This window comes from Alcaligenes sp. DN25, assembly GCF_023674485.1.
Taxonomy (GTDB): Bacteria; Pseudomonadota; Gammaproteobacteria; order Burkholderiales; family Burkholderiaceae_B; genus Alcaligenes; species Alcaligenes phenolicus.
Genome location: NZ_CP098408.1, coordinates 578444 through 594177, shown reverse-complemented (window position 1 = coordinate 594177; position 15734 = coordinate 578444). Strand labels below are relative to the sequence as shown.

Below are 15734 nucleotides of genomic sequence, written 5' to 3'. Positions count from 1 at the left end.
AAAACTTCATTTTCAAGGATTGCCTGGCCCATGCTAGTGGCTCTTTTGCGCTTGATGGCTCGCCTGCCTTTACCCGTCCTGCATGGCTTGGGTAGAGCTATAGGCCGACTGATTTACGCCTTTCCCGGACGCTATCGCCGCCGTCTGCAAAGCAACTGTCGTCAAGCGGGCTACAACTCTCCGGCGTTCTTCCGACAAGCTGCCGGAGAAACGGGGGCCATGATAGTGGAAACCCCGCGCGTATGGCTGCACCCGCAAGCCTGTCTGGAACACTGCACAATCGACAATCTGCCCCTAGTACAAGCAACCTTGGCCGAAGGGCGCGGCATACTCTACCTGACCCCGCACCTGGGCTGTTTTGAGATGATTGCGCGCTACTTTTCCGGTGTGGATCCGATGACCGTTCTGTTCCGCCCGCCTCGTCAAGCGTTTCTGGAACCCTTGATGGTGGAGTCACGTGAGCTGCCAGGCCTGCATGCCGTACCCGCCAATATCAAAGGCGTGCGCGAACTGGTTCGCGCGTTTCGCCGAGGTGAGTCGGTAGGCATGTTGCCCGACCAGGTCCCCAGTGGTGGCGATGGTGTGTGGGCCCCATTTTTTGGTCGCCCTGCCCTGACCATGACACTGGCTGGCAAATTGGCCCGTCAGTCCAATGTGCCTGTGATTGTGACCGCTGCCGAGCGCCTGCCTAAAGGGCGCGGCTGGCATATTCACACCTTGCGCCTGCCCGAGCCGTTGCCCGAAGACCCGACGGAACTGGCCACCCTGATCAACGAATCCATGGAAAGCTTGATACGCCGTTTCCCCACCCAGTATCTGTGGGGCTATAACCGCTACAAGATTCCCCACGATGCGCCCCCTTTGCCTGGCGATACCACCCCATGAGTTTTAATTCTTACCCGCTGCTCAAATCCGTTTTCACCTACTTTGGCCGTGCCTCGGTACGCACGCGCCAGCGTTGGGGTGCTGTGCTGGGCGGGCTGGTGCATCGCTTTGCCTCCCGCCGCCGTCATATCGTGCGTACCAATCTGGATCTATGCTTTCCAGACACGCCCGAGAGCACCCGTCGCGAGTGGGAAAAGCAGCACTTTCGCCTGCTGGCCCAATCCTATCTGGACCGGGGCCTGCTCTGGTTTGGTCTGCCCAGCACTATTCTGAACACTCTGCACCTGACGGGCGAAGAACACATCACCCAGGCTCTGGAACAGGGTCGCAAGGTCATGCTGCTGGTGCCTCACTTTCTGGGTATGGATGCGGCGGGTACACGCCTGTCCATGTCCATCTCGCCGTTGGTTGCCTTTTACACTCCCCAACGCGACCCCCATGTGGATCGCCTGATGTACGAAGGCCGTAGCCGCTTCTCCTCCGTCCCGCTGATTTCTCGCAAAGACGGCATTCGCGGTCTGATGCGTGCGCTGCAAAAGGGCCAGCCGATTTATTACCTGCCTGATATGGACTTCGGCACCAAGGGCTCGGCCTTTGTGCCCTTTTTCAATGTCCCGGCGGCCACGCTCTTGTCCACAGCCCAGATCGCACGCAACCAGGACGCGCTGGTGATTCCGGTCATTTCCCGCGTGGACGCCGAGACTGGTCACTACCATATTCAGGTGCTGGAACCCATGTCCGACTTTCCGGGTGAAGGCAGCCTGGAAGAAGCCACGGAACGCATGAATGCCCTGATCGAAAAATATGTGCGCGAAGACCCGCCGCAGTATTATTGGGTACATCGACGCTTCAAAACCCGCCCTGAAGGTCAACCCGGCATCTACTAGGCCCCATCATGCACAGCCCCACCACACCCCAGCCCGCTTCCTCGCTTTGGCGTTTCAGCAAAATGCACGGCGCGGGCAATGACTTTGTCATGCTGGATGGTGTCAGGCAAAGCATTGAAATGACCCCCGAACGCGCCCGCGCGCTGGCGGATCGTCACTTTGGCATTGGGGCGGACCAGATCTTGCTGGTTGAAGCCGCAACCGAACCCGGCGCGGATTTCCGATACCGCATATTCAACGCTGACGGTGGCGAGGTCGAACATTGCGGCAACGGCGCTCGCTGCTTTGTCCGCTTCGTACACGAACAAGGCCTGTCCTCGGCCAACCCTTTACGAGCACAAATTCGTACCGGCATCATCAGTTTGAATGACGATCCGGAGCTTGGCGTGGATGTCATGATGGGCACCACCCGATTTGCCCCTGCCGATGTCGCTTTTGACCCTAGCGGGCTGGAACAGAAAGCTCAGGGCGAAGATACGCTGTGGCTTCTGCCCGTACCCGATCAAGCCGAACCTGTCGCCCTGTCGCTGGTGTCCATCTCCAATCCGCACGCCGTGCAGGTGGTAGACGATGTGCTGCAGGCGCCGGTTGCCAGCGTCGGCCCCTTCATCGAATCTCACCCGCGTTTTGCTCAGAAGGTCAACGCCGGTTTCATGCAGGTTCTGGACGCCCATCACATCAAGCTGCGCGTCTACGAGCGCGGCGCCGGTGAGACCCTGGCCTGCGGCACAGGCGCTTGTGCGGCTGTGGTGGCAGGCATACGGCGGGGATTGCTCCAAAGCCCGGTTGTCGTTGATACTCGTGGAGGCAGTCTGCGCATTGAATGGGACGGACAGGCGCTACGCATGAGCGGCCCGGCCCAAACCGTCTTTACCGGACAAGTCGATATAGATGCACTGTGTGCGTCCCTAGCCAGAAAGGAAACCTTCTAGACATGGATACCCCCAACAGCCTTAGCGCCGTGGAAGTGGCCCAGTTTTTGAAAGCCAACCCTGATTTCTTCGACGCGCATGCCGATGTTTTTTCCAAACTGATGGTGCCGCACCCCCATCAAAGCCGCGCTATTTCACTGGGCGAGCGCCAGATCATGCTGCTGCGCGAGCGCGGCAAGAAAACCGAGCGCCAACTGGCCACACTGGTCGCCAATGCTCGTGGCAATGAAAAGATCTCGCGTCAACTACATCAATGGAACTGCCAGATGCTGGCCGAGTCCGATCCCGGTGCCCTCCCCGCTCTTATCTGCAGCAGCCTGGAGCGCATTTTTGAAATGCCCGTTGTCCGCCTGCACTGCTGGAATCCGGACGAAGTGCTGGCTGACGACGCGCTGGTCAGCTGGGCCTACACCTTGATCAATCCCTATTGCGGCGTCCGACGCGAACAGGAGTTCCTGGCCGATTTGCAGCAAGACGCGCAATCGGTGGCCATTGTGCCCTTGACGTTTCCGGAGTCGAACACCCTGTTTGGTCTGCTGGTTCTGGGCTCGCCTGAAGCCACGCGTTTTACGGCCGATATGGGTACGGACTTTCTGGAAGGCATTGGCGAATTGTGCAGCGCCGCCCTGCAGCGTTTGTACAAGCCCAGCAGTGTTGATCAAAGCGAATGTCCGGCCTGAAAAAACAAGATCACTCCCCTTCTGGGGACACGCCTCAAAAGCAGCCAGCCGCCCCCCAGGCCCTCAGCCCGGCCATGCAAAGCTGGCTGCATCAACTAAGCCACGAAAAACGCTATTCGGAACACACCCTTAGTGCGTACCGTAATGATTTGCGCCACTTGCTGGCGCAGTACCCAGGTACAGACCCCGACACACTGACTCAAAGCCAGTTGCGACAGGCTGCCGCCCGCTTGCATGCGCAGGGCCTGGCACCACGCAGCCTGGCCCGCATTCTGGCAGCCTGGCGTGGCTACTATCAAGCGCGCACTAAAGAACTGGGTTGGCCCTTGAACCCTGCAGCCAGCCTGAAGGCACCCAAGATAGGCCGCCCTCTGCCCAAGGCCTTGTCCGTAGACCAGACCCAGCAGCTATTGGACCGCCCCACCGCCCCCATTCAGGACGACCCGGTCAGCTGGCGCAATCAGGCCATGTTTGAATTGTTTTATTCCAGCGGACTACGTTTGTCCGAGCTGGTCAGCCTGGACACGCACTATCACCAGGACGCGCACTATCAGTCCAAGAGCTGGTTACTGCTGGATGATCGTGAGCTGGTGGTCAGTGGCAAAGGCGGCAAGACGCGCCGCCTGCCTGTCGGGGAGAAAGCGCTGCATGCCTTGCAGCAGTGGCTGGAAAAGCGCCCGGCTTTGGCATCACTGGCGACCAGCGCAGATGCCAGCGCGGCCCTGTTTCTGGGTGCCCGTGGAGCCCGCATTCACCCACGCGTGGTGCAGCAAGAACTGGAAAACTATGCCCGCGCCAGCGGCCTGCCAGTGCATGTCCACCCGCACAGCTTGCGTCACAGCTTTGCCAGCCATTTGCTGCAATCAGCACAAGACTTGCGGGCGGTGCAGGAACTATTGGGTCATACCAATATTTCCACGACTCAGATTTATACCCGTCTGGACTTCCAGCATCTGGCCCAGGCTTACGATCAGGCCCATCCTCGGGCACAACGCAAGAACCGGGCCAGTGACAAGCCGGAGGAGTGAATCAGGGCTGCAAGGCCTTGACCAACTGGTCTGTGTTCGAGCGCATCATGCCCAGGTAGGTATCCACGCCCGAGCCTGGGGCTCCCAAAGCATCGGAATACAAGGTGCCGCCGACTTTGGCGCCGGTCTCCCGTGCCACTTGCTCGACCAGTTTTGCGCTGACCGTGTTTTCCACAAAAATGGCCTGAATCTGCTCGCTACGCGCTTGCTGGATGATCTGCGCAATATCACGGGCTGAAGGCTCCGCCTGGCTGGATACCCCCACCAAGGGAATGAAACGGATGTCGTAAGCCTTGCCCATATAAGAGAAAGCATCGTGCGAGGTAATGACCTTGCGCTTTTCTACCGGCACCGCCTGCAGGCGGGTTTTGATGGAATCGTCCATCTCCTGAATGCGCTGTGCGTAATCCTTGGCGCGACGCTGGTAGTACTCGGCATTGGCCGGATCAGCCTGCTCCAGACCTTTGCTGATATTACGAACATAGATCTGTGCCAGGCCCAGGCTTTGCCAGGCGTGGGGGTCCTGGCTGCCGTGCTGATGACTATGGTCATGCCCGCCGTGGGACTGTGTATCCTCTTTGGCGTGGGTCTGCTCATGGTCGTGGGCATGCTCAGGTTCGGAGTCGTGACCGTGGTCATGGTCATGGTCATGGTCATGGTCATGGTCATGACCAGCATGATCCTCGTGTCCGCCACCTTCAAATGCCAAAGGCGTAATACCTTCTGTCGCCACGACTTGCGGCCCTTTATAGCCTGCTGCCTGCTGCAAGCGTGGCAACCAGGTCTCGAACTCCAGACCATTGATCACCAGCAGTTGCGCGTTAGCCAAGGTCTTTGCATCACTGGGACGCGGCTCAAACGAATGGGCATCCCCATTGGCGGGCACAATCGTGCTGGCCATAACCTTGTCGCCGCCTATCTCCTTGACCATATCGTTCAAAATCGAGAAGCTGCTGACCACACGCAAAGGCTCCGCCTGCACCGACAGGCTGGCCGCCAGCAAGCCCAGGGCCAGCACCGTGCGGCCTGAGTAAATGTCTCGCATTTTCATCAATCGTGCTCCAAGAGAGAGGCCATGCGCCGACGCCGTGCACGCCATTGGGAATAAGCACGCAGCAAACCGCCTTGGGGGCCAAAGGTGATAGAAAGAAAATAGAAGGCGCCGGCTGCCAAAATAATCGCGGGCGAAGCAGGCACGTTGTAGTAGTACGAGAACAGCAGGCCCAGATAGGCGCTGATCATGCCCAGCAAGGCCGCCACCAGCATCTGACGACCAACGGAATACACCCAGAATCGGGCCGAGGCAGCGGGCAGCATCATGATCCCCACCACCATCAAGGTTCCCAGCACCTGGAAGCCAGCCACCAGCGTGATGACCAGCATGAACAAGAACAACATATGGACGACGGAACCGCGCCCGCCTTGCGTGCGCAAAAAGATCGGGTCCATGCACTCCAGCACCAGAGGCCGGAATACCAAAGCCAGAATAATCAGCGTAACCGTCGTGCTGCTGGTCACTAGCAGCAAGGAGGCATCATCCAGGCCCAGCACCGTGCCAAACAGCACATGGATCAAATCCATATTGGAGCCGCGCAAGGACACCAGCAGCACCCCCAGCCCCAGGGATACCAGGTAGAAGGCCGCAAAACTGGCGTCCTCCCGTTGTGGTGTCAGGCGGGCCACCAGTCCGGCCAGCAAGGCGACAACCAGGCCGGTAATCATGCCGCCTATGGCCATCGCGCTTAAAGACAGGCCCGCCGTCAGAAATCCAACCGCCACACCGGGCAGGATGGCATGTGCCATGGCATCGCCCATCAGGCTCATGCGGCGCAACACCAGGAATACCCCCAAAGGTCCGGCCGCTGCAGCCAGGGCGAAAGAACCAGCCAGTGCGCGCTTCATGAAACCAAAGTCCATGAAGGGGCCAAACAGCACATCAATCAGCGCCATCATAGGTAGTCCCCCGCGCACAAATGGCGAGCCAGATGCAGGTTCTCCGGCGTCAGCACCGCCTCGGTCTCACCCCAGCCCACCACCTGCCCGGCAAGCAGCACGGTTTGCGGAAAACAGCTACGCACCATATCCAGATCATGCAGCACGGCCATCACGGTACGGCCCTGTTTGTGCCAGTCCAGAATCAGGTTCATCAATTCGTCCGAGGTTGCACGGTCCACCGCAGCAAAAGGCTCGTCCAGCAACAATATCTGGGCGTCCTGCATGATCATGCGGGCAAACAGGGCTCGCTGTAATTGCCCACCCGACAAAGTGCCAATGGAGCGACGCGCAAAGTCGGCCAGCCCCACCTGCTCCAGCGCATGGCCAATACGTTCATGTTCTGCCTTGGGAAATCCGCCCCAGGCACCCACGCGCTTCCAGGCTCCCATGGCCACCAGGTCATGCACTGTCACAGGGAAGCTTTTATCCAGATCGCCCATTTGCGGCAACAAGGCCAACTGATCCAGAAAACCGCTATCGACGGCAATGCGCCCTTTCAGGGGATTGATCTGCCCTGTCAGCCCTTTCAACAAGGTGGATTTGCCCGCCCCATTTGGCCCCACAATGGCCGTCAGCGAACCGCGTTTGAAACAGCCGCTGATGTCGCGCAAGGCTATCTTGTCTTTCCAGCCCAGCGCCACATGGTCAAGCTCGATCAAGGTTTGGTGTGAACTCATGCCTCTACCACGCACCCAATGCCCAGGTGGTCAGCAACCACAGGACTGCTGACACGCACAAAGCGCCCAGTACGCGCTGCCCGGCCGAAGCCAGCAGGAGCGAACGGCGGGGTGCCGGACTACGGGGAGCCGAGGAAAATTGAGAACAGGACATGAAACAGGGATAATGCGGCTAGATTGGGAATTTAATTTCTCCAAAGATGTTATAACATAACAAACACCTCATCAAGCGCCATGCCTGTACATATTCTTACGCCCAACGCCATTGAAGATCAGCTCGCTACCGCTGAACAGCTTTGTCTGGAACGCGGTAAACGGCTGACTTCAATTCGCCGCCAGGTGCTGGAAATCCTGATTCAGGCCCAGCGCAGTTTGCGCGCCTACGAACTGCTGGATCTGGTTCGCGAGTTCCAGCCCGGCGCCAAACCCCCTACCGTTTACCGCGCCCTGGACTTTCTGACGGAAGAAGGCCTGATCCACCGCCTGGATGCCGTCAATGCCTGGACGGCCTGTGTGGATGCCGGCGGCCACCCGCACGACTTGCTGATTGTCTGCACCCAGTGCGGCACCGTGGTGGAGCTGTGCGCTCCGGACCTGAGTCAAAGGCTGGCCGACTGTGTGCGCGGAGCGGGCTTTGCCCTGTCCGGCCACGAAACTGAACTGCGCGGCCTGTGCCAACGTTGCGTTGCAGCTAAAAACGAGCGAAAACCCTTATCTGCCCCCTAAAACGTGGTATTTTGCCGCCAATCGGTATATATTCCCCGATCTATTGGCAAACCTCTGTGAATTTTTACAGATCACCGTTTGCCCAACAGGCAAGGCTGTGATGTAATCGCACGTTGTTTTCGTGCGGAGCAGATGGGTGCAGGAAGCCGCGGTTGGTGCCGTGCCTTGTACCTTTCGCCCGCCACTGCGAGGCATGTTTATGAACGCGGCATCAGATCTGAACAACATGGTTCCAGTCACTGTTCTGACTGGTTTTTTGGGCGCTGGTAAAACCACGCTGCTCAAGCGCATCCTGAGCGAATATCACGGTCGACGCATTGCCGTCATCGAGAACGAATTCGGGCCGGAAGGTATCGACAACGAACTGTTGGTGCAGGACTCCGAAGAAGAAATCGTTGAGCTGAGCAATGGTTGCGTATGTTGCACCGTGCGTGGTGACCTGATGCGCACCCTGAATGATTTGCGCGTTCGCCGCCAGGCAGGCGAACTGAAGTTCGAGCGCGTCATCATCGAGACCACCGGCATGGCTAACCCCGGCCCGGTCTGCCAGACCTTCTTCATGGACGATGATATTGCCGACTACTATCGGCTGGACGCGGTCATCACGGTCGTGGATGCCAAACACGGCATGGCCACACTGGACCAGCAAGAAGAAGCTCAAAAACAAGTTGGTTTTGCGGACCGCCTGCTGATCTCCAAAAAAGATCTGGTCAACGATGTGGATTACGAGGCCCTGCGTGCCCGTCTGATCCGCATCAACCCGCGAGCCACGATTACGCCGGTTCACTTCGGTGAAACCGACATCAAGGATTTGCTGGAAGTCAGCGGTTTCAACCTGAATTCCATTTTGGACATTGATCCTCAATTCCTGGCAGAGCAACACCCCGATGCGGCGGACGGCCATGATCACCACCACGATCATGCCCACGGCGACGAAGGCGAGTGCGGTCCGGGCTGCGGACACGATCACCATCATCACCACCACGAGCACGCAGCTCACAATGACGAAATCGGGGCTTTCGTGTTCCGTTCGGACCGTCCTTTCGACCCCGAGCGTCTGGAAGATTTCCTGTCGGGCATTGTCCAGGTATTTGGACCAGATCTGATGCGCTACAAGGGCATCCTGTATCTGAAGGGCATCAATCGCCGTATGCTGTTTCAGGGCGTACACATGATGATGAGCGCCGAGCCTGGCAATGCCTGGCTGGCCAAAGATAAAAAGGGCACCAAGCTGGTCTTTATTGGCCGCAAATTGCCACAAGACATATTCACCCAGGGCCTGGAGAATTGCCTGGTTTGAATTAATAATTATTCAGTAAATGCGGAGCGATTGCGCGTGACGACAGTTACAGGCTCCCAGACGTCAACAAGAGGTAAGCATCATGGCAACTAAGTCACATGACAGTACTACAACCCTGCTGACCGAGCAGGAGCTTTTGGCGATGCCTGAGTCAGACTACATGAACGCCGCCCAGCTGGAGTTTTTCAAGCATCGCTTGCGCCAGCTGGAGCAAGACATTCTGGCCAACGCGGGTGCTACAACGGAAAACCTGCGTGAAACCCAGTTCGTTCCTGACCCGGCTGACCGTGCCACGATCGAAGAAGAACACGCTCTGGAGCTGCGTACCCGCGACCGCGAACGCAAACTGCTCAAGAAAGTGCAACAGTCCATCGCCCTGATCGATTCGGGCGAATACGGCTGGTGTGAGGAAACCGGCGAGCCCATCGGCCTGCCACGTTTGCTGGCACGCCCAACGGCTAACCTGTCTCTGGAAGCCCAGGAGCGTCGCGAGAAGCGTCAAAAGATGTTTGGGGATTGATAGGCGGCAAGGCCTATCACCCTGATAAAAAGCCCGCCCGATCATTCTGGCGGGCTTTTTTGTGGGTCACCCAACTCGATCCAACCCACTTGTGTACGCTGCTGAAAATAAGCAGGCTCAAAAAAGCCGGCTGCGTCTACCGCTAGCAGGCCAACAGGCTGCTTGCACGCCAAGAAGCCAGGCGACATACGAGAACCCCTGCAACAGCCCCTGCCAAGGGAAGCCACCCTGTTTCAGCCCGGTTACCAGGCACGACCCTCAGTCGGCAAAAACTTCCTGCTGTCATGCGCTTGAAATTTCTTGCCCGGCCCCCAGATGGGAACCTTAAAGGAAGGAAATCATGGAACAATTTCACGCCACTACTATTGTCTGTGTACGCCGCGGAGATCAGGTCGCCATTGGCGGCGATGGTCAGGTCACCCTGGGCAATATCGTCATCAAGGGCACGGCCCGCAAAATTCGCCGTTTGTACAATGACAGCATCCTGGCCGGTTTTGCCGGTGCGACGGCTGACGCCTTCACCTTGCAAGAGCGCTTTGAAGCGAAGCTGGAAAAGCACCAGGGCAACCTGCTGCGCGCCGCCGTCGAACTGACGCGCGACTGGCGCACCGACCGCGTTCTGCGCCGTCTGGAAGCTATGCTGTTGGTGGCGGACAAGGAGCACACGCTGGTGCTGACCGGCAATGGCGACGTGCTCGAACCCGAACATGGCCTGGCCGCCATCGGCTCGGGCGGCTCCTATGCCCAATCTGCCGCCATGGCCTTGCTGCAAAACACCGATATGGCTCCCGCCGACATCGTCAAGAAATCGTTGGAGATCGCAGGTGATCTGTGCATCTACACCAACCAGAACCATATCGTCGAAACACTCTGACAGCCGGATACACCACCATGTCTACACCTAATATGACTCCCGGAGAGATCGTCTCCGAACTGGACAAGCATATCGTTGGCCAGGGCAAGGCCAAGCGCTCCGTGGCCGTGGCCCTGCGCAATCGCTGGCGCCGCCAGCAGGTTGCCGAGCCCCTGCGTAGCGAGATCGTCCCCAAGAACATTCTGATGATCGGCCCCACCGGCGTGGGTAAAACCGAAATCGCCCGTCGTCTGGCCAAGCTGGCCAACGCGCCTTTCATCAAGGTCGAAGCCACCAAGTTCACGGAAGTGGGCTATGTAGGCCGCGACGTTGAAACCATCATTCGCGATCTGGTGGATATTTCGGTCAAGCAAACCCGCGAAATCGAAATGCGCCGTGTGCGCACCCAGGCCGAGGAAGCCGCTGAAGACCGTATTCTGGACGTGCTGGTGCCCCCTTCGCGCGATGCCCACGGCCAACCCCAACGCGAGGATAACTCTGCCCGCCAGGTGTTCCGCAAGCGCCTGCGTGAAGGCAAGCTGGACGATACCGAGATTGAAATCGAGATGGCCCAGGCCATGCCTCGTATGGAAATCATGGCCCCTCCCGGCATGGAAGAGATGACCGAGCAGTTGCGCGGCATGTTCTCCGGTCTGGGTCAGGAAAAGACCAAAGCCCGCAAGCTGACGGTCAAGGAAGCCTTCAAGCAACTGACCGAAGAAGAAGCGGCCCGTCGCGTCAATGAAGACGATTTGCGCACTGCTGCAGTGGCCAATGCCGAGCAGAACGGCATCGTGTTCCTGGACGAGATCGACAAGATCACGGCGCGAGGCGAGAGCCAGGGCAGCGGCGGCGATGTGTCCCGCCAAGGTGTGCAGCGCGACCTGCTGCCTTTGGTAGAAGGCACCACCGTCACCACCAAATACGGGGTGGTACGTACCGACCACATCCTGTTTATTGCCTCGGGTGCGTTCCACCTGTCCCGCCCATCGGATCTGATTCCTGAACTGCAAGGCCGCTTCCCCATCCGTGTGGAACTGGAATCGCTGAGCGCCCAGGATTTTGTACAGATTCTGTCCACGACCGACGCTTCGTTGACCAAGCAATACGCAGCCTTGCTGGGCACCGAAGACGTACAACTGGACTTCCGTCCCGACGGTATCCAGCGTCTGGCCGAGCTGGCCTTTGAGGTCAACGAGCGTACCGAAAACATTGGTGCCCGTCGCCTGTACACCGTCATGGAAAAACTGCTGGAAGAGCTGTCCTACAGCGCTGGCAGCCACGGTGAGCAAAACGTGGTCATTGATGCGGACTACGTGAACAGACAGCTGCAGGAAACCGCAGCCAGCCAGGATCTGGCGCGCTACGTGCTGTAAGCCTGACTTCGATCGGACATGAAAAAGGGGCAGATTTCTCTGCCCCTTTTTTTACATTTCGCTTGCAGACCACATCCAACACGGCATCAGGCTCTACCCTGTCAACGTAAACGCGATGGTCATCACATCACCCTGTCATCTCGACCACGAACCCACACCAGTGTTTCTCCTGCGTCGGAGATGAAAAAACCGGGCGAACCCGGCTTTTATCAACCCACTCAAACAGGCTTATTTGCTGATCTTGGTGACCACGTAATCACCACCGTCACGTTTGGCAGTGAACTTTACCTTGTCACCCGGTTTGATGTTGGCCAGCAAGGCGGGATCAATTTTGTACACCAATGTCATGGCGGGCAGTTCCAGGTCGCTGATCTCACCATGCTTGATGGTAATTTTGCCGGCCTCGGCATCCAGTCGGCGCACTTCACCCGACGCACTGGCTTCCTGAGCCTGGGCGACCACGACATATGCCGAGCCAGCTACCACACCCAAAGTTCCCAACGCCAAGGCTGCGCTTCGTTTCGTCCACGTCATTTTTCACTCCTGCAAATTGGGCAGAGCCAGACAATTAGCTCATAATGCCTACTTTCGGACGCCTGAGGCGTCTGTTTCCGATCAAGCATAACGCTAAACCTTTGCAAAAGCATGAGCGAATTTATTAAAGGGTATGTGCTGCGTCCAGCCACCCCCGCAGACCTTCCGGCCATTTTGGGCCTGATGCGCGATATGGCCGCCTTTGAGAAACTGGAGCATATTTTCAAGGCCAGCGTTGAGTCTCTGCGCAACAGTTTCTTCTCCGACGAGCCCAGTGCCTACTGCCTGGTGATTACTCCTGAGGATCAGCCCGACGCACCAATTTCTTACATTATGTGGTTTTACAACTACTCCAGTTTCCTGGATCGCCGCGGCATCTATCTGGAGGATTTGTATATAGACCCGGCTCACCGCAAGCACGGTCTGGGCGCTGCTGCCCTGCGCCATCTGGCTCAAATGGCCGTGTCCCAAGGCTGTGGCCGCCTGGAGTGGGTAGTACTGGACTGGAACCAGAACGCAATCGACTTCTACAAGTATCAGGGGGCCCAAGTGCTGGAAGACTGGCGCGTGGTACGCGTCACTGGCGATGCCCTGGTCAATTTGGCTCAAGGCACCCCTACTCCTGCCGAAACATAAGGCTTCTTCATGTCCACACGACTTTCCATTATCAGCACCCGCACCGGCGACGATGGCACAACGGGCCTGGGCGATGGCAGCCGCCTGCCCAAGACTGCCCCCCTGATTCATGCCCTGGGCGACGTGGATGAACTGAACAGCTATATCGGCGTCTTGCGCAGCATGGCACTGCCCGAGGATGTTGATGTCCTGCTGTCCGACATTCAGCACGACTTGTTCGATATGGGGGCCGAGCTGTGCATCCCTGGCCATCAGGTCATAGGCAGCGTCCATGTAGAACGTCTGGACCAAGCGATTCGTCACTACAACGAGCCCTTGGGCATACTCAAAGAGTTCATTTTGCCCGGTGGCAGCCCCGCAGCCGCACAAGCACATGTACTGCGTTGTGTGGCGCGTCGTGCAGAACGTAGCGTCGTGGCGGTGCCCTCAGAATCCTTGCCGCAAGAAGGCCCGCGCTTGTATCTGAACCGCCTGTCGGATTTGTTGTTTGTGCTGGCGCGTACCTTGAACCGCCATGCAGGCCGCTCTGACGTGCTGTGGGAGCCCAAGCGCAACGAGCCTGGCAAGGGCTGATCGCCCCATCGCGACTGCGACTATAAGAATAGGGCCCTGCTTTAGCAGAGCCCTATTCCTTTTCAGGCCAGATCAATGCGAGTGGTATCCGCAAACCTCAGCACAGGCTCGTCCGTGGGGTCCTCATAGACCTGCCACTTCAAGGACTGGCTGCCCACCTGAATATCCACAGTAGCCAGGGTGTTTTCCGCATCACTGTCCGCTGGGTCACAGCGCCAGATCGGAAATTCCGCATGGTGCTGATCCGCCAGGACGGTCAAAGGATCAAGCGCAGCACCGGCTTGTGCCAACAATTGATCCCCACGCTCCTGCCGCAGCTCTGACGACCGGGTAATACGCTGCTCAAAGCCTTTCATGGACGGATGTACCGCATGGTTGGCGTGCAGATGGTTTTGCTCAATGGTCTGCACAGAAACGGCCTCGGCACTGAACTCCACGCTCAGCAAGCGTGGATCGCCACGCTGCGCCAGGCTCAAATGGAAAGCGCCGGAACGTGGGTGATCCTGCAAGATCCCTACTGCCTGATCCAGATCAGGCTGATCCAGCATGGCGCGGGTCAGGACCATGCGCGGCACCCCTGGGGCCACATGCCGAGCCCGCACATTATTCACCGTCATGGCCAAACCGGCCTGGGTCACTGCAAAGCTATGGCCCGGCAAGGAAGCAGGGTAAAGAAAAGAGACAAAGGACATGCCGCTGTCGGGGATGAATTTGGCCACCCCGCAGTAACCGGCAAAACCTGGATCACCATCTTCGTTATGCACCAGACGAGGCTCGCCCTGGGCGGGCATTTGCACGGTGGTGCAACCATCGGGAGCCATGGCCCACAAGTCGCCCCGGCAATTCCACAAGAAAACATCCTCAAAGGGGAGCTCCAGACCCAATGCCAGGCCCTGGAGCTCGGTCCATATTCGGGGGAAATAACGCTCGGTGTACTGAGCCAGCTGACCGGCTACAGCCGTCCCCTTCGATTGCATGATGCCTTGCCATGCTGCTGAGTTCAGCAAGTAGGCATGCACGGCGGGGGCTCCGAAACGTCCCAAAGAATGGCCAATTTCTTTGGGACCACCACTTAACTCCAGATAGGACAACTTAGCCATTGCGTCTATTTCCAGTAAGCACCGGACTGGTGCAATTGATTTTCAACCAACTCAATACCGCTAACAGCACGACTGCCCGCCTTGGCCAGAACCTGTTCCAGCAAGACCTCCACCAGTGCCTGTGCAGCAACCAGAGAAGGAAAAAAAGACGGACTGTCGGTTCCAAACAATAATGTGGCATCTGCCTGCTGCGCAATAGGGGCAAGCAAGCTGTCGCAAATCGCCAGGATTTGTGCATCTGCCTGTCGGGCCGCTGCATGGGCCAGCACGGCTTCCTGGGAATACGGTGCAAAACCGAACAAGACCAGCACATCCCCTTTTTGCAGCGCCCGCAGATCCATATCCAGAGTACCGGACTCGCCACGCAACAAGCCAATCGAGGGCCGGAACAGACGGTACTGATAATGAAAGGAAAAAGCGGGTGCAAAAGAGGCTCTGAACCCGGCCACAAAAACCCGCTTGGCCTTGTTCAGCAATTCCACAGCCTGTGGCAAGCGTGCTTCATTCACCTCGCGCAGCAGCGCCAGAGTATCCATTTGTGCTGTCAGCGTCTGCGCCAGGCGATCTTCTTTATTTCGATTGCGTACCACCGCCCGGGCCTGATCGGCATAACGCCGTGCACCCTGGCCATGCAGCGCCTGGGTAAACACAGCCTTGAACTCTGCCCAACCGCCAAAGCCCAAAGACTGGGCAAAGCGCAGCAAGGTGGCAGGCTGCACCTGTGCCTGCGCGGCCAACTGACGCATGGACATCAAGGGCACCTGATCGGCATGATCCAGCACATAGCGCGCGCTTTGCTGGAACTGCGGCGACATGGTGGCAAACACTGCCTGAATACGCTCGGTCAGATTGCTCAAGGAGTTCATGGGCCAACACGCTTCAAAAGGGGACATCAAGTATATATCGGGCGCAAATGCAGTCTGGGCGCAACAGTGAGGCCTTTATCCACCTGTCCCGACAAATCAATGATGATTTATTTGTTGAAAGTATTATTATATATTCAACATACGTTGAAAATCCTTCCGGGCCTAC

General features: G+C 57.9%; 18 protein-coding genes. 12 read left to right on the top strand and 6 right to left on the bottom strand.

Annotation, left to right across the window (positions count from 1 at the left end):
- The first annotated feature begins 30 nt into the window (after positions 1-30).
- The 5 genes from NBV64_RS02730 to NBV64_RS02710 are packed head-to-tail and all read left to right on the top strand — an operon-like array spanning position 31 to position 4412.
- Positions 31-885, top strand: coding sequence for a lysophospholipid acyltransferase family protein (locus NBV64_RS02730; protein ID WP_250756641.1), 855 nt, complete (start codon positions 31-33; stop codon positions 883-885).
- Positions 882-1772 carry a lysophospholipid acyltransferase family protein gene (locus NBV64_RS02725; RefSeq protein ID WP_009462598.1) on the top strand — a complete coding sequence of 297 codons (891 nt, stop codon included), beginning with the start codon at positions 882-884 and terminating at the stop codon, positions 1770-1772. Before NBV64_RS02730 ends, NBV64_RS02725 begins: the two co-directional genes overlap by 4 nt.
- 8 nt (positions 1773-1780) lie before the next feature.
- Positions 1781-2704 (top strand): diaminopimelate epimerase, encoded by a 924-nt coding sequence (gene dapF, locus NBV64_RS02720; protein WP_250756640.1) that lies wholly within the window; start codon positions 1781-1783, stop codon positions 2702-2704.
- A 2-nt stretch (positions 2705-2706) separates the two neighbouring features.
- A complete protein-coding gene (locus tag NBV64_RS02715) occupies positions 2707-3384 on the top strand; it encodes a DUF484 family protein (protein ID WP_250756639.1) in 678 nt (225 codons plus the stop codon).
- The gene (locus NBV64_RS02710; RefSeq protein WP_009462602.1) at positions 3372-4412 is read left to right on the top strand and encodes a tyrosine recombinase XerC; all 1041 of its coding nucleotides are present in this window, start codon (positions 3372-3374) and stop codon (positions 4410-4412) included. The genes NBV64_RS02715 and NBV64_RS02710 overlap by 13 nt, the downstream gene beginning before the upstream one ends.
- A 1-nt stretch (position 4413) precedes the next feature.
- On the opposite strand, the gene NBV64_RS02705 is transcribed toward NBV64_RS02710, so the two are convergent.
- From NBV64_RS02705 to NBV64_RS02695, 3 genes are read right to left on the bottom strand one after another with little or no spacing between them, the layout of a single operon-like run.
- Positions 4414-5463 carry a metal ABC transporter substrate-binding protein gene (locus tag NBV64_RS02705; RefSeq protein ID WP_250756638.1) on the bottom strand — a complete coding sequence of 350 codons (1050 nt, stop codon included), beginning with the start codon at positions 5461-5463 and terminating at the stop codon, positions 4414-4416.
- The gene (locus NBV64_RS02700; protein ID WP_031232761.1) at positions 5463-6362 is read right to left on the bottom strand and encodes a metal ABC transporter permease; all 900 of its coding nucleotides are present in this window, start codon (positions 6360-6362) and stop codon (positions 5463-5465) included. Before NBV64_RS02700 ends, NBV64_RS02705 begins: the two co-directional genes overlap by 1 nt.
- Entirely contained in the window at positions 6362-7084 is a 723-nt protein-coding gene (locus tag NBV64_RS02695) for a metal ABC transporter ATP-binding protein (RefSeq protein WP_009462606.1), read from the bottom strand. The genes NBV64_RS02700 and NBV64_RS02695 overlap by 1 nt, the downstream gene beginning before the upstream one ends.
- Before the next feature lie 234 nt (positions 7085-7318).
- Between NBV64_RS02695 and NBV64_RS02690 the strand changes: the two genes are divergently transcribed.
- The 5 genes from NBV64_RS02690 (at position 7319) to hslU (ending at position 11859) form a co-directional block, all read left to right on the top strand.
- Complete coding sequence (locus NBV64_RS02690; RefSeq protein WP_009462608.1) at positions 7319-7810, top strand: Fur family transcriptional regulator; 492 nt, start codon at positions 7319-7321, stop codon at positions 7808-7810.
- A gap of 199 nt (positions 7811-8009) precedes the next feature.
- A complete protein-coding gene (locus NBV64_RS02685) occupies positions 8010-9110 on the top strand; it encodes a CobW family GTP-binding protein (protein ID WP_009462610.1) in 1101 nt (366 codons plus the stop codon).
- Positions 9111-9192: 82 nt separating this feature from the next.
- Positions 9193-9630, top strand: a complete 438-nt coding sequence (gene dksA / locus NBV64_RS02680) for an RNA polymerase-binding protein DksA (protein WP_026484112.1) — start codon at positions 9193-9195, stop codon at positions 9628-9630.
- A 340-nt stretch (positions 9631-9970) separates the two neighbouring features.
- A complete protein-coding gene (hslV, locus tag NBV64_RS02675) occupies positions 9971-10504 on the top strand; it encodes an ATP-dependent protease subunit HslV (RefSeq protein WP_009462614.1) in 534 nt (177 codons plus the stop codon).
- A 17-nt stretch (positions 10505-10521) separates the two neighbouring features.
- Positions 10522-11859 carry an ATP-dependent protease ATPase subunit HslU gene (hslU, locus tag NBV64_RS02670; RefSeq protein WP_009462616.1) on the top strand — a complete coding sequence of 446 codons (1338 nt, stop codon included), beginning with the start codon at positions 10522-10524 and terminating at the stop codon, positions 11857-11859.
- Positions 11860-12087: 228 nt separating this feature from the next.
- On the opposite strand, the gene NBV64_RS02665 is transcribed toward hslU, so the two are convergent.
- Entirely contained in the window at positions 12088-12393 is a 306-nt protein-coding gene (locus NBV64_RS02665) for a copper-binding protein (RefSeq protein WP_009462618.1), read from the bottom strand.
- Between the two features lie 111 nt (positions 12394-12504).
- On the opposite strand from NBV64_RS02665, the gene NBV64_RS02660 reads away from it, so the two are divergent.
- Complete coding sequence (locus tag NBV64_RS02660; protein ID WP_009462620.1) at positions 12505-13029, top strand: GNAT family N-acetyltransferase; 525 nt, start codon at positions 12505-12507, stop codon at positions 13027-13029.
- Between the two features lie 9 nt (positions 13030-13038).
- Complete coding sequence (locus NBV64_RS02655) at positions 13039-13602, top strand: cob(I)yrinic acid a,c-diamide adenosyltransferase (protein ID WP_250756637.1); 564 nt, start codon at positions 13039-13041, stop codon at positions 13600-13602.
- 62 nt (positions 13603-13664) lie between these two features.
- On the opposite strand, the gene NBV64_RS02650 is transcribed toward NBV64_RS02655, so the two are convergent.
- The gene (locus NBV64_RS02650) at positions 13665-14702 is read right to left on the bottom strand and encodes a C45 family autoproteolytic acyltransferase/hydrolase (protein WP_009462624.1); all 1038 of its coding nucleotides are present in this window, start codon (positions 14700-14702) and stop codon (positions 13665-13667) included.
- Between the two features lie 5 nt (positions 14703-14707).
- Positions 14708-15595: a MurR/RpiR family transcriptional regulator gene (locus NBV64_RS02645; protein ID WP_235484291.1), complete on the bottom strand. Its 888-nt coding sequence runs from the start codon at positions 15593-15595 to the stop codon at positions 14708-14710.
- Positions 15596-15734 lie beyond the last annotated feature (139 nt).

Coding starts and splice junctions, on each gene's coding strand:
- NBV64_RS02730 (WP_250756641.1), top strand. CDS start 31: ATGCTAGTGGCTCTTTTGCGCTTGATGGCTCGCCTGCCTTTACCCGTC.
- NBV64_RS02725 (WP_009462598.1), top strand. CDS start 882: ATGAGTTTTAATTCTTACCCGCTGCTCAAATCCGTTTTCACCTACTTT.
- dapF (WP_250756640.1), top strand. CDS start 1,781: ATGCACAGCCCCACCACACCCCAGCCCGCTTCCTCGCTTTGGCGTTTC.
- NBV64_RS02715 (WP_250756639.1), top strand. CDS start 2,707: ATGGATACCCCCAACAGCCTTAGCGCCGTGGAAGTGGCCCAGTTTTTG.
- NBV64_RS02710 (WP_009462602.1), top strand. CDS start 3,372: ATGTCCGGCCTGAAAAAACAAGATCACTCCCCTTCTGGGGACACGCCT.
- NBV64_RS02705 (WP_250756638.1), bottom strand. CDS start 5,463: ATGAAAATGCGAGACATTTACTCAGGCCGCACGGTGCTGGCCCTGGGC.
- NBV64_RS02700 (WP_031232761.1), bottom strand. CDS start 6,362: ATGGCGCTGATTGATGTGCTGTTTGGCCCCTTCATGGACTTTGGTTTC.
- NBV64_RS02695 (WP_009462606.1), bottom strand. CDS start 7,084: ATGAGTTCACACCAAACCTTGATCGAGCTTGACCATGTGGCGCTGGGC.
- NBV64_RS02690 (WP_009462608.1), top strand. CDS start 7,319: ATGCCTGTACATATTCTTACGCCCAACGCCATTGAAGATCAGCTCGCT.
- NBV64_RS02685 (WP_009462610.1), top strand. CDS start 8,010: ATGAACGCGGCATCAGATCTGAACAACATGGTTCCAGTCACTGTTCTG.
- dksA (WP_026484112.1), top strand. CDS start 9,193: ATGGCAACTAAGTCACATGACAGTACTACAACCCTGCTGACCGAGCAG.
- hslV (WP_009462614.1), top strand. CDS start 9,971: ATGGAACAATTTCACGCCACTACTATTGTCTGTGTACGCCGCGGAGAT.
- hslU (WP_009462616.1), top strand. CDS start 10,522: ATGTCTACACCTAATATGACTCCCGGAGAGATCGTCTCCGAACTGGAC.
- NBV64_RS02665 (WP_009462618.1), bottom strand. CDS start 12,393: ATGACGTGGACGAAACGAAGCGCAGCCTTGGCGTTGGGAACTTTGGGT.
- NBV64_RS02660 (WP_009462620.1), top strand. CDS start 12,505: ATGAGCGAATTTATTAAAGGGTATGTGCTGCGTCCAGCCACCCCCGCA.
- NBV64_RS02655 (WP_250756637.1), top strand. CDS start 13,039: ATGTCCACACGACTTTCCATTATCAGCACCCGCACCGGCGACGATGGC.
- NBV64_RS02650 (WP_009462624.1), bottom strand. CDS start 14,702: ATGGCTAAGTTGTCCTATCTGGAGTTAAGTGGTGGTCCCAAAGAAATT.
- NBV64_RS02645 (WP_235484291.1), bottom strand. CDS start 15,595: ATGTCCCCTTTTGAAGCGTGTTGGCCCATGAACTCCTTGAGCAATCTG.